The following is a 16,986-nucleotide window of genomic DNA, read 5'->3' as shown; positions in this document are numbered from 1 at the left end:
GTCAGTACCATGCTTCTTGACCTTCCATTCGCCTTCGCCATAAACCTTGAGGCCAGTGGCATCAATGGCTAGGTGTTGTATCGCACCTCTGGTTTTAGTTTTAAATGAAACCTCAACTTCCTTAGCTCGACGGCTTATACAGGTGTAGTGGGGACAAACTAGCGGGATGTTAGCCAGCTTAAATACCGAGTCTAGAAATCCTTGCAGTGCTCTCAACGGCATAGAGAATATGCGTTTCACCATCAGTGCAGTAGTAATGGCTAAGTCGCTGAATTGGCGAGGTCTGCCGCGCTTGCCTTGTTTGTTTTGCTTCCACTCGGCTATCGCTTCCTCATCAATCCAAAAGGTCAGAGAACCACGGTTTATTAAGGCTTTGTTGTACTGCGTCCAGTTAGTTGTTTTGTAACGAGGTTTAGGTATGAGGCTACGACGATTAATGGGTGTAGCCGATCAGATCGTAGCCTCTTGATTTAGTTCCATCGATTTAAGCAAAGCCCGAAGAGCCAGAGGAGTTAGAGATACAGATTATTTTAAGTTGAAGATCAGACAAACATCGGTCCCGGATACCCACTCAACTTTTTACCCAAATATCAAGCTCACCTAAGCGGAGAAGAACCTTTTTGGTAATGCTGAAAGTGGCTACGATACTTGTGGCTATTCAAGTAATAATGCCTAACTTCAGTCACAGTTTATTCAACAATTACCCTATATAGTAACTTGCATATAATCAATACACTGCTCCGATTATAACTACAAGTATATATAAATCGCCCCCATGGAGGTCTCTATGCCCCAGAATTATGACAGACATATCAGTAATTTGACCAAAGACACTTACGCTTTGATATTGGCAGGTGGTCGAGGTAGTCGTTTATTTGAACTCACCGATTTTCGAGCAAAACCTGCTGTATATTTTGGTGGTAAGTTTCGTATTATCGATTTTCCACTATCAAACTGTTTCAATTCAGGTATTCACCGCGTAGGTATCGCAACACAATACAAGTCGCACTCGTTGATCCGTCACATTAGCCGCGGTTGGGGAAGCCTTAGAGCTCAACAATTTGTTGAAATTTTACCTGCTTCACAACGAACGGGCGATGACTGGTATGCTGGTACAGCGGATGCGGTATATCAAAATATTGATATAATTCGTTCACATAGACCCAAGTACATTCTAATTCTGTCTGGTGACCATGTATATCGTATGGACTATGGTACTCTACTAGCGGAGCATGTAGCAAATAACGCAGATATGACAGTCTGTTGCCTAGAAGTTGATACTGAAGAAGCTGCGGGTAGCTTTGGTGTTCTGACCGTAGATTCCAAAAATAAAATAGTTGCTTTTGATGAGAAACCAGCTCAACCCAATGAAATTCCGAATAAACCGAATAAGTGTTTGGCTTCAATGGGCAATTATTTATTCAATGTTGATTTTCTTTTTGACCAGTTATTAAAAGATGTGGATGTCCAAGGATCCACCCGCGATTTTGGCCACGATATCATTCCTTCAATCATTAATGAGAGTAATGTTTTTGCGTACTCTTTCAAAGATCCAGACAGTGAAAATCAGCCCTACTGGCGTGACGTGGGTACACTTGACTCATTTTGGGAAGCCAATATGGAACTTGTTACAACTAAACCACAACTTGACCTTTATGATAAAGACTGGCCGATTTGGACATATCAAGAACAGCTTCCACCTGCTAAATTCATTTTTGATAACGATGAACGCCGTGGTATGGCCGTAGATTCAACGGTTTCTGGAGGGTGCATTATTTCTGGTTCAACTATTAGAAAATCATTGTTGTATTCAAGTGTCCATGCCCACTCATACAGTCTTATTGAAGAGTCAGTATTGTTGCATGGCAGTCACGTTGGTGAACACGCTAAACTGAAGAGAGTTATCCTTGATAGTTATTGTTGTGTCCCGGCCGGCTTGAGCATTGGCTATGATAAGGAACAGGATAAAGCCAATGGTTTTCGTGTTACAGAAAAAGGAATCACCCTAGTAACTAAAACTATGCTGGAAAATCTTGCTAAATAAATGTACTGAACAATTTTTTCTCGAAATACGAGTCAAAGGCATCGCAATGGCGATAAATATGGCAAGCGAGTACAACTAGTCTGACACCCAAATTATGGTCTTATCTTCACCACTCGGAGATAAGACCACGTTTCACCTGAATATATACCCTGCGGCTAACAATTTTTTCATCCACAAAAATCGAGAAATTGGTGTGTTAAAAAGCGAATCTTATGTTGTAACATGCCTATGAATAGCCACCGACTTCATAGACACTCTGTCTCATAATAGTGGTATTACATTGAGTAAGCCAAAGGGAAACGAATCAAAGTGACAGCTCTAGCAAACAGTTGAGCATCAATGTTTTAGAGCGGATGTTCTAAGGCGCTACTGTCCCGAAGTGACTCAAAATCATCGTCAGCATATCTCCGGGCAACCGATGTCTAAATACTCACCTTTAATGAATAATTTTGCAAAACCATATATTTCTCTCACATGAATTTTATTGAGGAAAATTTTGAAGCAGGACGACAAGAAATTTAAAGAGCGAAAATTTTGAAGCAGGACGACAAGAAATTTAAAGAGCGAAAATGACAATGGGGCAAAACCGACTTAGCACAAGCACCACCCCCGATGTGATCACCAACCCCGAATTTATCACCATCTATCAGGTTCTAGAGCGAGCGAACTGAATGGCAGTTTTCAGGTCCAGAGTTAGAAACTAATTAATAATAACCAGTACAACAGCCGCTACCGCGTTGCTGTTGTACTGGTTATATTACGACTCAACACCCCAGACAGTCTCGTGCCACCACCTAACCATCCCAGCTAAAATCCAACAACAAATTCCCCCTCAGAACCTTCGAGCAGACACTCAGAGCGGAATATTCAACGGTATTGACCCAACGGCTATAAATACCAGTCGCAGTGGTTACAGGCAGAGAATTCGCAGCAGAACCACCAGCACAAAACGCAGACAACAAAAAAGGGAGCAGCCACTCAACGCAACTACTCCCTTTCAAACACCAATGTGCACTACTTCAGCTCATAGAACAGCTCGGTCAAAGCCGCTTCACCAACCAGATCAACTAACTGCGCAACAAAGCCATCAAACTCATCAGCAAACCCAATTTTCGCCAAACCAAACTCAGCAACAACTTGATCCAGTGATAGATTCAAAACCTCACCCTTATTCTTAGCTCGACGAGCCTTGTCATTCAGCGAGGTAACGGCCTTAACCAAATCACCACCAGCAACCAGCGCAGGATTAGCAAGCAACAAATGGCGCGCAGACGGATAGAGCTTACCTTGGTAGAACATAGGTTTGGACTGACCCTTTAACTTCTCACGCTCGGTGTGTGCAGCAGACAGCGCTTCCTCTACAGATATACCAGCCTTTATGCGGTTCATTAACGTACTTTGCGCCACACCTAGCTCTCTAGCCGCTTGTCGCATACTTGAGTACTCAGTGCCATCTATAACAACTTTCTTGCGGTAGTCACCTTTGGGTCGTGCTTCTAGCTCAAGGGCTTGCTCTAGCGTCCACCCGAACTTGGTAACGCGCTCATTCACCAGTTTAGGATTCAAACCATAGTGACGTGCAGCAGCAGTGCGAGAAGGGAACTCAACTCCCTCAATTTCATAGATATTTTTCATATTGTTATCTCTTTTCAATTTGCTAAGCATAAAACCACACAGAGGCCGCCTGGAACAAGCCAGACGACCTCTGCATGGTTACTACTCGAAATAGGTCTTAAAACGGGGCATCATCGTCCACAGGCGCTTTTTGAGCTACACCCTCGCCGAAGCTGACCTTGGATTTAATCTGCTCATATAGCGCCAGCATATCGCGCACGAGTTCAGCGTTCGGTCTCGGCTGTCCATTGGGCTTCACCCAGTTCTGTTGCTTCCACTTCGGTGCCCATTCAGTAAGAGTGTTCACCACAGTGATGTTCAGACCCAACACTTCAACGGAACCAGCACCATTATCCAGTTCAGCTTTAGCGCGCTTCAGACCATGTCGACCGAGTTGTAAGTGCATAGTGGCAGCAGTCCCCTTCAGAGCTTCGGTCACATAAGTTTCTCCATTCACCACCGATATTGTTGACGCCTTACCACCTGTACCAAGATGGCAGTTAACAGTGACTTTTTTATCTCCCGATGAGGGCAGATACTTACTCAGATAACTCAAGTCCTCCTGAACTTTCGGCATACCGTTATTACGTGGTCGCTTCGGTGCTTTTCTCTTCAAGCGTTTATTGTTTGCTTTGCGGATTTTGGGAATTGCATCAACCGCCTCCTGATAGCTATTAAAACCTTTAACATTGCCGCCCGGTTTACCGTGAGATAAAGCGCGAGCCTCATCGAAGGTTTTAACAGGTACGATCGCTTCATCAGTAATCGCCAAATAATAATTACAATGTGACTTAGCCATAATAATGCTCCTTAAAATTTTATTGAGTTAGCCGCCGGAATGACGGCTGTGGATTTGAATAAATGTCATTGCGTGTGAGGTTGGGTTTCTTATATCCCCAACGGTGCAATGGTTGATTGGTAAAAAAGCCCTTTGAGATAAGGGCTTTCGATAGGTCAATATTTACGATCTCAACGGGCGTTGAGAGCTTCTCGCAGTGAGGAACGAGATTCAGGGTTGAAGAGGATTTCAACTTCGAAGTCAGGAAACTTCGAGACTATTAAGCGAGCTAAACTGATGGTTAGCTCAGTCATCGGTACAGCGCCTTCAATCAATTTGGCGTTCTTAGCACTACGAACAGCGGTCGCTTTAGTCAGATAGCCGTTATCTGTTAACCACTCAGCTAATGCTTTGGCGGTAATGTCCTTCTTTCTCATGCCATTTTTCTCATGAGCATAGAAACGCAAAAACAACCGCGCCATTAAGCTTTCCGAAGTCTCATCAGCCTTTAAGCGAACGTCTTTGTGACTGGTACTTTCTGCCATTACTAAACGGTCTTGCCATGAACACCAATCATCAAAGTTTTTTAGAACATGAGACTTGCGCCAGCGATCAAAGCGCAATCGTGTAAACAGCATCTCATCCAAAGACTTGTGTGGCTTGGTTTCAAGCGCAATATGACTCCGTCCTTTCACGTCAACCATTACCGGATTTAGGAGCTGTCGCTTTTGATCATATTCCATATTCAGGAAGATAGACCGCTTCTCAAGCATCAAATCCTTATGTTCTAAAAAGCGCATCCGGTTCGGTGTCAGGTAGCTACCATCAACTTTGTCACCTGGTTTACGGGTTAAATATTTATCCACCATATAAGCACTTTGGTCATTGATGGTTGGATCGACTTTAACGCCACCTTTAGCCAGTATTGGCTCAAAACCTTCACTCTCTATAACGGTGTACTGAGCACGAGTCTTAGCACCGATCAGTTGCTTCGCTTGATGCTTGAGTTCTAGTACTTCACCGCCAGTTGGGTCTATACGGTGGTAGAGCTCTCGGAACCGCTGACAAATAGGACCTTTTAAGTCTATTTCATTCAGATCAGCATTAGTCAGGAAGCCGTCTGTCGTCACTGAAACAACAACCTTGTCATCGGGGATGCTATGAAGCATTTCCCCCAACAAGGCTCTAGCTAAGCCAGTCGTGTAAGCGGCGAAAAATGGGTTGGTCAAAGTCGATGGTGGTAGTTGTGTAGAGTAACCAGCTTGGATATCGAACGACCTCTTTGGGCGCAACGATTGAGCTAGCTTTCCATAGCAACTATTCAACATTTCCTTAGTCAATTTCTCGTCAAAGCTATTTTTAACGAATGACTTACGCCGTTCTCGCCCCCAGCGCATGAAGTCTTCGAAGATTCGTTTATCATTCTTCCAGGGCACGACAAACGCTTGCTTGATGATAATTTCTGCACCTTGGCTATAAGCAACTTCAAGCTCATGACCTGTACAGTGCGTCTCACCCGATAGCGGAAATATCAATCCATACTCAGATCGAACGGCTAAACTTGGGAAGCGAGTATGTTCAGGGAACTTAAACTCAACCCAAGCCAAAGCACATTTGTCTCCAAACAGCTCTTTCAGATCTCTGGTCATGTACATCTGGTCGTAATCTAACTCTCGCAGACCTAGCGTAATCGCCGAATAACATGATGGAACGTCATAATCTCGCCAAGTATCAATAGGAGTAGGACCAGCGATAAATGACTCGTTGCGTCCTCCATGGTAGGCCATGGTCGAAAAATGCTCTAATGTCATGCGAGCTGTTACAGGCACATCACGAGTTATCGTTAGCGGTTTACTTCGGTCAGAAGGCCACACTTCTTTAGTCACCTTCTCAAAACCAAACAAACCACGGTAACCGCGCTTATCCTCCAAACTATTAACAAAGGCTTTAACGGCAATACCACCGATGGTGAACGGAACCGAATTTAGACCGAGTGTATTTTGACAGAAGGAAGAAACACGCTCGAAATGACGAGCACTGATAATTGAATCAGTAATTGCATACTCAGCGAATTTCTCCGGTTGTGCTTCCAGAAACTCATCCATTCGAGAGATAGAGTAAGGCTCTGGGATTTCTACCTTTGGAATCTTCAATAGCTCTCCGACAGAGGCTAATGATGATCCATTGGGTGAAAGCAGCATGGTGTCGTAAAACGTGATATACAAGGTGTGTCGATTGCGGGATTTGTCGTGAACATTGAGAGGCTCTTTATCGATACGGCGAGACATGACTTTATCAAGTTCCAGTCCGTATACGTCATCAAGGCTCGCCACCGTCTTACGCAACCCTTTTACGTGGGTCTTTAGCTGATCAAAGGCTTGGCTGAAGTTAAACAAATCAGCCGATAGCCAATGAGCACACAAAACGATGTCAGTCGGCCACTTATCAAGTACTTCATCTTCCATCGCTTTTTCGATAGCCTGAACCAAGCATTTGTCCAGTGCTAGCCGTCCCGATTTTTTGGTCGATTCGGGGAACAAGATAATCGTTGATAACTTGCCGTTGAATAGAACCGCGAATTGGTAGCTCAAGATACGGTTGTAGCCTCCGCATTTAGATTCTACATACTCAGTATCCATGGCTATCACGGGACGTTCAAAGAACGGTGTTGCCTTTCGCTTTTTACGCTTGGTTTGCTTCTTCTTTTTAGGTTTACGAAGCAATATTGGCTTAGCTTTACGCTTAACGCCATCAAAAGAAGCAGACTCACTAGGTTGAGCTTCCCCCCAAGCACTTACCGCTTCTTCCTCAGTCCAACCGGATGTTGCGAGGTTGTCCATACTTAAGTCAGAAGCCTGTTCTAACCAATCATATGTTTCATTCATAATACTACTCTCTAGAAACGCAAAAAGACGCTCTAAGCGTCTTTTTGCAAGGTTTACAATGATGATTACTTAAAGTCTGACCAAGCAATCTTAGGCAGGTCATTACCCTCACTGTACGTCAGTAAGGCTTCTGTAATCGCGTCACGCAAACCTTCGAGGTCACTGAACTCTTCAGGCGTAAACATAGCAAGCAAGTTGTCACTGTTTACCACCGTCATCAACAGTGCACCCGACTTTGGAGAGATGAAAGCACCGCCGACCGTATCCGCATGGATCCAGCCACCGCTTTCTAGCATGAAACATTTATTCTTCTCAGGTTTCATCTTCTTGGAAACTTGCTTAAACAACTCTTCAGCATGTTCTCCTGATTCGGCAGCGATAAGGTTACCCTTGGCTCCCAAAACAACCAGCAGTTCATCTGATGGCAGAACTGTTTTGCCTCCAAAAATGTTTGCTACACCTGACTTAGTACGAATGAATAGAGAATTATTGCTCATTTTTCTGTGTCCTTCTAAAAATTGAATTGTTAAAGAGCAATCTGGTTGGACGAACCAATCCAGTTGCCCTCCCGCCCCAAACTTGGGATACCAATATTCTGCTTTTTTAAGACATCGCATTTTGGGGGTACAAAAATGCGATTTTCAGGTCACGAATCGTTGCACAATGAAAACTCCTGAAATAAACAAAGCCCAGAGTGCATAGCACTCTGGGCTTTGTTTTTAGCACGTTACAAACTTAAGTTAGATTAACCAACGAGGAGCCAACTTCCGTTCTTGCTCTTCCAACAGTTTCTTCTGCTTCTCAGCCTGCTCATCTTCCCAAGCAATCACATCACTTAACCGGAAACGAATAGGACTATTTCGGTTGGTCCCCAATTTAAAGAAAGGTGGTAACGAAGATGGGTTTCGGGAACAAGCTGTAGTAATGGACTCTAAGCTACGCTTTTGGCGTTCAGCAAGGTCTTGTTTAGTCAAGATAACATCATTCATTTTTCATTTTTCCTTATAGACGTAGTTCAGAATTGCCAGACAACAAAGACAAGGCGGTGCTTTGGCTCGCTTCTGCCAGTTTAGATTGTTGATGAAAAGCATATCGCTCAGTCGTTGTAATACTCTGGTGAAACAAGCTGGACTGCACTAATCGAGCATCACCAGTGAGCATCAACTGTCTACTGGCGTATGTACGACGTAAGTCATGGATATTAAAAGACTCACTCCCTCCCGTAGACTGCAACACAACGTCGCGAATCTTCTCATGGCAACTACGAGGGTAAGCTATATGCGCCCCTTCCTTCACAGCAGAAGGAAAAATCCACTCATTCCATGACAACTCTGCGCAGCTTTTTAATACTTCTCGAGCTGGCTCATTAAGCACCACACGGTACGACTTACCATTTTTAGTCATCGGCAGAGTCAACAATGTAAGGTCGTCACTCAGCATTTCTCGACGGATATCAATGACATTTCCGATACGAAGTCCTGTAATCAAACTGAACAACAATGCCTTAGACTGAAAGCTGCTAATGCGAATCGCTTCCCGAATATAGATACGCAACTCATCGTCACTTAAAACTCGGTCACGTATATTGTTTTCAGGCCACTTCTTGATCCCCTTACACGGGTTTACAACCAAAAGCTCCAGCTCTACAGCAAGTGAAAAAATGCGCGATAGAAGGGACAAATGACGGTTTACCGTTGAACCTTTAACTTGAGTAGATAGCTCAGTAAGAAATTGCGTAATCTGCAACTTACTGACATCACCTAGAGCTTGATGTGCAAAGATTGGAGCCACTCGGCGCCAACGTGTTTTTACACTCTCGATATCTCGATTTCGGCTTTCCATCATTGGAAGAACATAATCAATGAAGAAGTCACCGATTAAAAGGGATGCAGCTTTGTTGTAATAGCCAAGCTCAATCTTCGAGACACGCTCTCTGGCAATCTTGTCAAAAGTAGAAATGCTCATCTCAGGCCAGTGTCCAATCACTTCATTAAAACGCTGACCTTTAAATGTCTTAGAGATGCCTAGAGAGATCGTATTGGCATAGAATGTTACTTGCTGGTACTTCACACCTTCACGTCGCTTAACAATTGGACTCTGTCCAGGTTTAGGGCGAGGATGTGATTCAAAAATGGATGCGGTAAAAGGAATGGCACGACTAACCACAATTTACTCCTGTGCATAAAAAATCAAAAACATGCAAAGGATTTTACGGATTAGCCGCGTATTATCTGGCAGTACAAAATGGCGATTTTCAGGTCACTAAACTTCCTTCTCGATGATATTTCGCAAATAATTCTCCAACCTTTTATCGTTAAAGAGCTCTTCCGATTTCTCGCCGTCATCTTTCGACTCATAAGAAACCAAGAACTCGTCTATCAGCTCATAAACAAAATCATATAGCTCATTCACATCCCGCTTAGCCTGCTTTAACAGCGTTGTATTTCTGTTTTTATAGTCACCACACCCCGCAGCTAAATGTTTATAGCGCTCATCAACATACTGCTTTCTATCTTGAGGGATAAACGCGTCCAAACATAGCCGTCTCACGGTTTCCTTTGAGATTGGAAGATGATATTTACCCATTTCCGATACCACCTTAGACAGTAACTCCCGAACTTTACCTTGAAACTCCATAACTTCTTTCTGTATAGACGACTTCTTAGTCACAGTTCTTCGAATCTCGGACACCTTTGCCGCTTTGTTTTCAGCGTCAGCTTTAAGATTTAGTAACGGAGAAAGCGTCTTTTCACCGGAGAACTTTCGGCGACTTAAGGACATCATTTCGACAATCATTTCTACATCAGATAAAAGAGCATAAATCTTGGACAGAATGCCTTTAAGCTCAGCCGAAAGACCATCAACTTCAGACAAAGAGTCTCTAACCTTAGTCGAAATCTCATCAACTTCAGATAATGTAATAATATTATCTTCGACAATTTTTTTAGTAGTTTTTAACTTATGGTGCGCTAGGGCTGGAAACAAAAGTTCAGGTAGATGAGGATCTTTTAGGAGCCTGTCATCAAAATCAGGGTATAACTCCGGAACAATCATCGACAAATACAGCGCTTGTACATCTGTATAACCCGCAGATTGTTTAGGTGACGGCAAACCGATACTAAAGCAAAAATCATCATCAACAAACTCGGCGGCATTACATCGAACGTCTTCTATAGCTGCTTTGACGTAATGCCAGACTCCACTACCAGTTAAAACGGTTTCTCGACCATTGATCAATGTGCTCTCTGTTTCAAATGCGCTAGCGTGATACTTCAATCCTTTCTCATCTAAAAGCGCTTTTAACTGTAACTCACAAGCTTTGATTCGCTTCTTAAGAACATTAATTTCTTTCTTTTTTCTAGACATCGTTTTAGGCAGGTTCACAACACAACGACTGATAATCCTATCATAAGTCTTGGATATGTTAGTCCGTGTTATTAATTCCCCAACGGACTAAATGAACACAGAGAAAAAAGCCCAACGAGATAAAGGGAAACCACTTCTCATCAGTTACGATAAAGAAAAAAGTAGAGGCGAAATCGCCTCTACTCGTTCATGTCACCATCTCTGGGTAATCCTAGTACCGAAAAACTCCGTGACCCGTTAGACTCATTAGTCTTAGACATTGACTTCAGTTCGATTTCTACCTTTCCTTTTCGCTTGATACAGTGCTGTATCAGCTTTTTGGATAGCCATATGAAGTGTCTCTCCACTTCCAGTCCAATGTGACACGCCAATTGAAACAGTTAAATTACCTATGCTTGCAAACTGGTGCTGTTCAACATGCTTTCTTAATTTTTCAGCCTTCTCAAATGCATTTTCTACACTCATTTCAACAAGAAAAGTCATGAACTCTTCCCCACCAGTTCGACATAAAACATCTGTCTTACGCGATTGAGATTTAATCAGATTAGAAAGCTCTTTTAGAACCTCATCTCCAACACTGTGTCCATAGGTATCATTCACTTTTTTAAAGAAGTCAATATCAATAGCCATAATAGAAAGAGGTTTCTTACTTTCTTTAAACCTCTCAAGTGCTTCTTCAAAACCTCTACGATTAGTGAGTCCCGTCATGACATCAGTCAAACTATTGCAATGAAGTTTTTCTATCGTGTTAGAAACATCCTTGGAGGTTTTAACGACTGCCGACTTCAATAAAGACGCTTCAAAAAACCAAGGTTTTATCTTTTTGAAGTCGACAGGCTCAAAGTCTTCCATGTTTGTTCTATTAATAGAACGTGCAAGTTGCCATAGGGGTTTAGATATAGTGGCAGACGTTATCCAAATAAGGATAAAAGTAAAAAGGCTCAAAGGGATCGTGCGTGCAAAAACAGAATGGATTTGAGACTCTAATAAGTCAAAGCTAAGAGACTTTGATTTCTCGACGACAACACCCCATCCTGTTGTTTGTACAGGTGCATACCCGGCAAGCACTTTTTCACCGAAATAGTCAACCACTTCAAGACCACCGTCTTTACCTTCAAGAGCCGAGTTAACTCCTTCATTGTCTTCAACAACCTTGCCTATCAAGGTACTGTCTGGGTGGTAGATTATCGTTTTGCTATTATCAACTACGTACAAATACGAACCATCGCTATGGCTATGATCATCAAGGAGAGATTTTAAGACATTGTTATCTTTAAGGTAGATCGTCCCCCCTAAGTACCCAAGATATTCTTTATGAGGAGAGAAAATAGGATAGGAAATGCATAACAAGTAGTTTCCTTTAAGTGAAAGGAATGGTTTGGTAATAAAAGGTTGCACTTTGTTAATGGAGTGTAAGATAGCTTCATCTTTAATTTGTATCCCCTCTGCTTTTGTTATGTTTTTTGAGGTTGAAACGATGAATCCTTCATTATCTACAAGCACTGTAGAGTTAAATAAGTTCGCCTGTTGTTGTAAGCGATTCAGTTCACGCTCTATATAGTCTTTGCTCGTGAAATGTCTTCCCAAAAGCTCAGCAGAGAACTCAACTTGTCGCATAGTAGACTCCGAAAAAACATCCGTAACTTCTGCCATCTTCTTGGCACAAGTATGGTTTGTCTCTAAAGTGTCACGGATAATATGATCGCGTTGAACCTGATAAATTGAGAAAAAAGCATTAATTAATGTTATGGAAACACTAAAAATACAGATGACAAGAATGAGCTTTCTGAGGTTCAGTGTTTCTTTATTGATTCCAAGCATGAATTTGGAGATCTCCTATGTGAGAATCCATTGTTATAGTTTATAAATTATTGCTACTTATAACCCTGACAATGGAAGCAAAATCAAGAAAAAGAAGTAGGTCTCCCTACTTCTTTTTAATTACAGTTCAAGCTCGTCTAGAACACCTCCCACAAGAGCACCTGCAACAAACCCTATGGCTCCACCGAGAACGACGCCCTGTGGACCATAGCGGGTACCGAGTGTGGCACCGTACTTCGCGAATCGAACGCCTGTTGACGCGCTAGGCTTAAACCAGCGCTGTTGATGGTTAGAGTGAAAATGTGTCTTCGCCATAATGTTTTTCCTTTTCTCTAGATGCAGATATGAAAAAGGGCGATACCTTTCGATACCGCCCTTGTTGATAAGCCTAATTTAGTGATGGGACTTAATCATTGTCATCATCAGCCATGAAGTCGCCGCCGAGCCAACCATCGTCGCCCGGCTCCATGTCGAAGTCCTGACTGAAGCCAGAATCTTCTGTGCCATCATCATAGTCACCTTGGTCTTCTGTCCAACCGCCCATAACGAATACTCCTTCTTAACTGTAATCCATTGCGCCACACGTATCGCATGACCCACCCTTGGTGACCCAACCGGGACAACCTAAAGAACGACATGAATAACCTGATGCCATAAGTGGCTTAATGAATGTCACTTGCATTACTTGTTTCCTTTAATTGACGTTGTAGTAAATCTACGTTGTGTAGTATCCCACTGCGTTCGGACAGGATGTGTCCAAGACCGCAGAATGAGTGTGAAAATAGACATCGTCATTGCCCTGCCTTATCCGATGAAAGCTATACCAAATCTCAGTGCGTGAGGGCAAAACATTTAAAAATGTTTTGCCCTCAACCTGTCCAAGGGAAACCGTACGCTAGTAGCATGAGCGATAAGAGTGAAAAGCTAGCTTTAAGGCTAGGTGACATATTGACGAGATTGTTTATGGGAGAAGTGCTCTCCCCTGAGCAGTTGGTCGCGGATTATCAGGTAAGCGAGAAAACCCTGAGACGCGATTTCAATGAAAGGCTAGTCAACGCTCCGATTATCCGCACCAATGAGGGTTATCGGTTAGATCCGGTAACTCGAAATAATGGTAATGCGAATACCAACAAGGTACTGCACGATACGGGTTTGTCTGTGTTACTGCCTAGTCACTACAAGTTCAACGGTCACATTCCCGCTCTGTTTAAGAATCCACGCTCCGAACCCATCGAGAAGTTCGATGCGCTGTTTAGACAGCTGACCGAAGTTATCACCACTCACTCTGTTATTGACCTTACCTACAATGGAAAAACGTTTGAATCTGTCCGTCCCTATCGTTTGGTAAATGACCGTGGTATCTGGTTCCTCGCTGCGACCTACTGTGACCAGCTACATTCGTACCGATTACCGAATATTTCACGGATTCACCGCCGGGAAGATAAATACAAACCGAATCAAAAGGTCCACGAGGAGATACATAAACAGGGGATGGAGTGGCTAACTCCGGATGATGCTGAGGTGCTTGTACAGGTTGACAGGGAAGTAGCTCCACGCTTTCTTGAAGGTATGATTTTTCCCCACCAGCAGCTATTGAAAGAACTGAGTGACGGTAGTTTGTTGGTTAGTAGTCGAGTATCAAGATTGAGCGATATCTTGCCCTTGTTGAAGTCCTGGATGCCTCAAGTCGAGGTTCTCTCCCCAGTCAGTCTCAAGCTTGAGCTTATACGCGACCTCCACGCCACATTGGATCGTTACAAGTAGGTGCCACGTTGATAAATGACGTCCTAACACTCCCTCTAGAAGCACAGCTACATGACAACAAAGAACCATGACATAATGTCGTTTCGCTGCACCACTACAGCCCCTCCTAACCATCAACTTGCCACTATGTACCGATTTTGAGCTTACCTATGTGGGGTAAGCGAAAGAGACGATTTAGCGAAGCCTCAAACCGATACCACGCAAGGGAAAACTCAAAATGATGCTGTTTTTGGTCGGGTTCAGGCTAACTAATAAATAACTCCGGTAGGAGAAGTAATTTAATAGGGGTATTACCATGATGTCTGATGCACGAACTCTGCTCCAAATCACTCAGTCCAGTCCGTATTTTTACCTAGTTGATATCGCCAACTTGTTAAGCTTCACCGCCGTTGGCTATCTACTAGGTATGATGACTGGATAAACAGAGCCATGAATTGAACTTGTCACTATAGATTCCGGTGACAAGTTCCTTTTGTTACGCCTAGCCTGTTTTAACTAGCTTCTGAAAATAGGTGAAAAATTTGATTAAAAGTTCATTTGTGTCAATCCATTCACGAATATCGTTATAAATCTATCAGTTAGTCTAGTTTTTTATAAGTGAAGCATGTTTAATCCGCGTATCGAAACCAAAACAAAATAGGTACAAAAACATGTCTATTTCATTCAATAAAACAGAGCATCTACTTAACGACTGTCAAAGTGAGAAAATTGCCAAGTGTGCGGCAGCAGCTTGGGGACATGAAGCAACAATGGGAACTCAAATGTTTTTCGCAGAGTCGGATCACTACTCGATTCAGATGGCAGAAGAGCATTTGGAAAACCCAGAAAGCCAAGAAGTTATCTTCATTGACTTTCTAGCTTACAGCGACCATGAAAAGTCACGCACATCTGCGGTTGTTTACGAGAAAGAAGACCTCGTAATGCTTTGTCATTGGTTTACATTTGAGGATGATGAGGAAGAATATTTTGAGCCTGGGTACCCTATGACCACTTCCAGATTCTTCAGCTACCTGAACTCTCTACCAAATATAAAGAGACATGTTCACCCATCTGCACTAGATGACAAGTATCAGCTAGGGTTGTCTCTACTGGACGAACTAAGTCAGTAAGTTATACCTAGTTCTGTTTGTACTGGGAGTAAATTGGATAAGTTGTCATTTCGTATGGCAACGTTGAAAATGCCCAAGTTTTCGAGCCAAACTACGAACATAAGATTAAGGGGCGCCTCTCGTCGCATAATAAGGGCTAGCCTTTACCCCTAGTTGCAGAGATAGCATCAGACAAATCATTCTCTCGGTATTTTCTATAGGCTTCCCGTCCCTTACTGCTCCCATTGCTTCGACATAGCAATGGGAGCTTTTAATAACAAAACACCAGTGTAAACCAACCAAAGTCGTTAAAATTAAGACTCCTTTCCTTGGTGTTTCCACCGTCCATTGCAATCCAGCAACTTCATCCCCTCTGAATCCCGAAGGCAACGGATTGGGTAAACGTTGCTAAAACTTGCCCCAAGGAAAAAGGCTTCCCATCACACCATGATTAACATGGAGCAATGGGAAGCCTTAGTTTCACTAGGAAGTGAGTCAACTATTTTATGGTACATACATGGTGCTTTCTACTTAGTTTGTTGCCGATGGACTAATCCACAGTGACTTTTATATCATCGAACACGCCCATTTCGACGTAGCTGAGAAAGTTGGATTCCCACATCGAGTAGAACTCCATTACCTCACTACTTGTTATCGGCAGTTCTGGAACATAGGAAAAACTCGCCGTCCCAGATGAGAAGTTAAAATCCACCTCTTTAACCAGTTCGGGATAAGGACCACCGCAATACGCAAAGTCAGTGATGTAATCAAAAATCCACTGGTCGTAGAGTCGAACAAGCCTGATTTCGACAGGGTGCCAACCGCCGTTTTCCGAACTGTAGGAAGAATCTCGGAAGTTGATCACAACCGATTGGATCATGGGTGTCCATTTGCCTGATTCGCTGATCACTCGGTTTAAAGCATCTTGAAGATCGACACTGACAGGCAGCAGTAATCGCTCAACGTCAAAAGTTAAGTTCATAATAAAATCTCGTTTAGTTTGCTAAGGAAGCACTCTTGTTAAGTGCTCGGTATGAAAGCCTGAGTTGGCTTAGTGGATAAGGATTGATGTGGATTTGGGGTTATTCAGCTTTGGCTTCAGAGTCAACCAATGACAGCAACTCATCACGACACTGCTCGTAGTCTGGCGCTAGAACGTGGAGAAACACTGACTTCTCCGACTGGATGATAAGACCAAGCCCCCTACAGCAAGCTGCCATAAAACCCGCGTTGTTCGCAGACTGTCCGGAGAAGACACACTTCAGCACAGAACTCTTGAACGGCTTATCACCCTGCACATCTAGTACAGCTGTGATATCTTTAAGTGGGATCCATTCCTTGCTGTGTAGACCTCCACCTTCATTATCCGACATGCGGATATGGAGCTCGTTTTCCTCGTTATGTAAGGCGATTTGATAGAACACGTGGTTCTCCGTTTTCGGACTTAACTTCTTCGCTTTACCCTCGCGCACGATATTAGTGAAATGGTCTACTGGTTGATCGTCAGTGACCGTGACTTGTTCATTGCCTTCTACGATTTCAGGTTGAACCGTTTCTTGTTGTTGGTTTGATTTACGTGCCATAGGACACCTCCTTTAAGATGGAATTGTTTAGGTTTAATTTGGT

At 43.1% G+C, this 16,986-nt stretch carries 18 protein-coding genes; 4 read left to right on the top strand and 14 right to left on the bottom strand.

From position 1 onward, the window contains the following. A partial coding sequence (locus tag R7Z10_RS17845; protein WP_318105466.1) for an IS5 family transposase occupies nt 1-420 on the bottom strand: 420 nt, incomplete at its 3' end. Between the two features lie 367 nt (nt 421-787). Between R7Z10_RS17845 and glgC the strand changes: the two genes are divergently transcribed. Beyond that, a complete protein-coding gene (gene glgC, locus R7Z10_RS17840; RefSeq protein ID WP_262640673.1) occupies nt 788-2,044 on the top strand; it encodes a glucose-1-phosphate adenylyltransferase in 1,257 nt (418 codons plus the stop codon). Nucleotides 2,045-3,058: 1,014 nt separating this feature from the next. On the opposite strand, the gene R7Z10_RS17835 is transcribed toward glgC, so the two are convergent. The 11 genes from R7Z10_RS17835 to R7Z10_RS17785 all read right to left on the bottom strand — a co-directional run bounded on the left by R7Z10_RS17835 (nt 3,059) and on the right by R7Z10_RS17785 (nt 13,190). Then, nucleotides 3,059-3,679, bottom strand: a complete 621-nt coding sequence (locus R7Z10_RS17835) for a hypothetical protein (protein WP_262640672.1) — start codon at nt 3,677-3,679, stop codon at nt 3,059-3,061. Between the two features lie 97 nt (nt 3,680-3,776). Then, nucleotides 3,777-4,457, bottom strand: coding sequence for a hypothetical protein (locus R7Z10_RS17830; RefSeq protein WP_262640671.1), 681 nt, complete (start codon nt 4,455-4,457; stop codon nt 3,777-3,779). Nucleotides 4,458-4,627: 170 nt separating this feature from the next. Next, nucleotides 4,628-7,321, bottom strand: coding sequence for a hypothetical protein (locus tag R7Z10_RS17825; protein WP_262640670.1), 2,694 nt, complete (start codon nt 7,319-7,321; stop codon nt 4,628-4,630). Nucleotides 7,322-7,386: 65 nt separating this feature from the next. Beyond that, the gene (locus tag R7Z10_RS17820) at nt 7,387-7,818 is read right to left on the bottom strand and encodes a hypothetical protein (RefSeq protein ID WP_140184401.1); all 432 of its coding nucleotides are present in this window, start codon (nt 7,816-7,818) and stop codon (nt 7,387-7,389) included. A gap of 243 nt (nt 7,819-8,061) precedes the next feature. Then, nucleotides 8,062-8,310: a hypothetical protein gene (locus tag R7Z10_RS17815; RefSeq protein ID WP_020329574.1), complete on the bottom strand. Its 249-nt coding sequence runs from the start codon at nt 8,308-8,310 to the stop codon at nt 8,062-8,064. A gap of 13 nt (nt 8,311-8,323) precedes the next feature. Then, nucleotides 8,324-9,487, bottom strand: coding sequence for a site-specific integrase (locus R7Z10_RS17810; protein ID WP_262640669.1), 1,164 nt, complete (start codon nt 9,485-9,487; stop codon nt 8,324-8,326). A 96-nt stretch (nt 9,488-9,583) separates the two neighbouring features. Further along, on the bottom strand, nt 9,584-10,705 hold the full coding sequence (locus tag R7Z10_RS17805) for a hypothetical protein (RefSeq protein WP_318105443.1): 1,122 nt from the start codon (nt 10,703-10,705) through the stop codon (nt 9,584-9,586). A 234-nt stretch (nt 10,706-10,939) separates the two neighbouring features. Continuing rightward, entirely contained in the window at nt 10,940-12,508 is a 1,569-nt protein-coding gene (locus R7Z10_RS17800; RefSeq protein WP_318105439.1) for a sensor domain-containing diguanylate cyclase, read from the bottom strand. 120 nt (nt 12,509-12,628) lie between these two features. Beyond that, on the bottom strand, nt 12,629-12,823 hold the full coding sequence (locus R7Z10_RS17795) for a hypothetical protein (RefSeq protein WP_136977353.1): 195 nt from the start codon (nt 12,821-12,823) through the stop codon (nt 12,629-12,631). Between the two features lie 91 nt (nt 12,824-12,914). Continuing rightward, complete coding sequence (locus tag R7Z10_RS17790; RefSeq protein WP_262640666.1) at nt 12,915-13,052, bottom strand: hypothetical protein; 138 nt, start codon at nt 13,050-13,052, stop codon at nt 12,915-12,917. Nucleotides 13,053-13,067: 15 nt separating this feature from the next. After that, on the bottom strand, nt 13,068-13,190 hold the full coding sequence (locus tag R7Z10_RS17785; protein WP_254901957.1) for a hypothetical protein: 123 nt from the start codon (nt 13,188-13,190) through the stop codon (nt 13,068-13,070). Between the two features lie 176 nt (nt 13,191-13,366). Between R7Z10_RS17785 and R7Z10_RS17780 the strand changes: the two genes are divergently transcribed. The 3 genes from R7Z10_RS17780 (at nt 13,367) to R7Z10_RS17770 (ending at nt 15,381) form a co-directional block, all read left to right on the top strand. Next, a complete protein-coding gene (locus R7Z10_RS17780; protein WP_318105435.1) occupies nt 13,367-14,272 on the top strand; it encodes a WYL domain-containing protein in 906 nt (301 codons plus the stop codon). 295 nt (nt 14,273-14,567) lie between these two features. Then, the gene (locus R7Z10_RS17775; protein WP_255212448.1) at nt 14,568-14,693 is read left to right on the top strand and encodes a hypothetical protein; all 126 of its coding nucleotides are present in this window, start codon (nt 14,568-14,570) and stop codon (nt 14,691-14,693) included. 229 nt (nt 14,694-14,922) lie between these two features. Beyond that, the gene (locus R7Z10_RS17770) at nt 14,923-15,381 is read left to right on the top strand and encodes a hypothetical protein (RefSeq protein WP_318105432.1); all 459 of its coding nucleotides are present in this window, start codon (nt 14,923-14,925) and stop codon (nt 15,379-15,381) included. A gap of 529 nt (nt 15,382-15,910) precedes the next feature. Here the strand turns inward: R7Z10_RS17770 and R7Z10_RS17765 are convergent. Both R7Z10_RS17765 and R7Z10_RS17760 read right to left on the bottom strand, forming a co-directional pair. Then, nucleotides 15,911-16,342: a DUF2787 domain-containing protein gene (locus R7Z10_RS17765; RefSeq protein WP_161687980.1), complete on the bottom strand. Its 432-nt coding sequence runs from the start codon at nt 16,340-16,342 to the stop codon at nt 15,911-15,913. A gap of 100 nt (nt 16,343-16,442) precedes the next feature. After that, on the bottom strand, nt 16,443-16,943 hold the full coding sequence (locus tag R7Z10_RS17760; protein ID WP_158156905.1) for a hypothetical protein: 501 nt from the start codon (nt 16,941-16,943) through the stop codon (nt 16,443-16,445). Between the last annotated feature and the right edge of the window lie 43 nt (nt 16,944-16,986).

This window comes from Vibrio sp. Vb1018 (assembly GCF_033338775.1).
GTDB lineage: Bacteria > Pseudomonadota > Gammaproteobacteria > Enterobacterales > Vibrionaceae > Vibrio > Vibrio alginolyticus.
This window is presented reverse-complemented; position numbering and strand designations above follow the sequence as displayed.

Bases quoted from the DNA above. Each gene is read 5' to 3' on its own strand.
- R7Z10_RS17795 (WP_136977353.1), bottom strand. From the start codon at position 12,823: ATGGCGAAGACACATTTTCACTCTAACCATCAACAGCGCTGGTTTAAG.
- R7Z10_RS17825 (WP_262640670.1), bottom strand. From the start codon at position 7,321: ATGAATGAAACATATGATTGGTTAGAACAGGCTTCTGACTTAAGTATG.
- R7Z10_RS17800 (WP_318105439.1), bottom strand. From the start codon at position 12,508: ATGCTTGGAATCAATAAAGAAACACTGAACCTCAGAAAGCTCATTCTT.
- R7Z10_RS17835 (WP_262640672.1), bottom strand. From the start codon at position 3,679: ATGAAAAATATCTATGAAATTGAGGGAGTTGAGTTCCCTTCTCGCACT.
- R7Z10_RS17820 (WP_140184401.1), bottom strand. From the start codon at position 7,818: ATGAGCAATAATTCTCTATTCATTCGTACTAAGTCAGGTGTAGCAAAC.
- glgC (WP_262640673.1), top strand. From the start codon at position 788: ATGCCCCAGAATTATGACAGACATATCAGTAATTTGACCAAAGACACT.
- R7Z10_RS17775 (WP_255212448.1), top strand. From the start codon at position 14,568: ATGATGTCTGATGCACGAACTCTGCTCCAAATCACTCAGTCCAGTCCG.
- R7Z10_RS17780 (WP_318105435.1), top strand. From the start codon at position 13,367: ATGTTTTGCCCTCAACCTGTCCAAGGGAAACCGTACGCTAGTAGCATG.
- R7Z10_RS17765 (WP_161687980.1), bottom strand. From the start codon at position 16,342: ATGAACTTAACTTTTGACGTTGAGCGATTACTGCTGCCTGTCAGTGTC.
- R7Z10_RS17785 (WP_254901957.1), bottom strand. From the start codon at position 13,190: ATGCAAGTGACATTCATTAAGCCACTTATGGCATCAGGTTATTCATGT.
- R7Z10_RS17770 (WP_318105432.1), top strand. From the start codon at position 14,923: ATGTCTATTTCATTCAATAAAACAGAGCATCTACTTAACGACTGTCAA.
- R7Z10_RS17815 (WP_020329574.1), bottom strand. From the start codon at position 8,310: ATGAATGATGTTATCTTGACTAAACAAGACCTTGCTGAACGCCAAAAG.
- R7Z10_RS17760 (WP_158156905.1), bottom strand. From the start codon at position 16,943: ATGGCACGTAAATCAAACCAACAACAAGAAACGGTTCAACCTGAAATC.
- R7Z10_RS17790 (WP_262640666.1), bottom strand. From the start codon at position 13,052: ATGGGCGGTTGGACAGAAGACCAAGGTGACTATGATGATGGCACAGAA.
- R7Z10_RS17830 (WP_262640671.1), bottom strand. From the start codon at position 4,457: ATGGCTAAGTCACATTGTAATTATTATTTGGCGATTACTGATGAAGCG.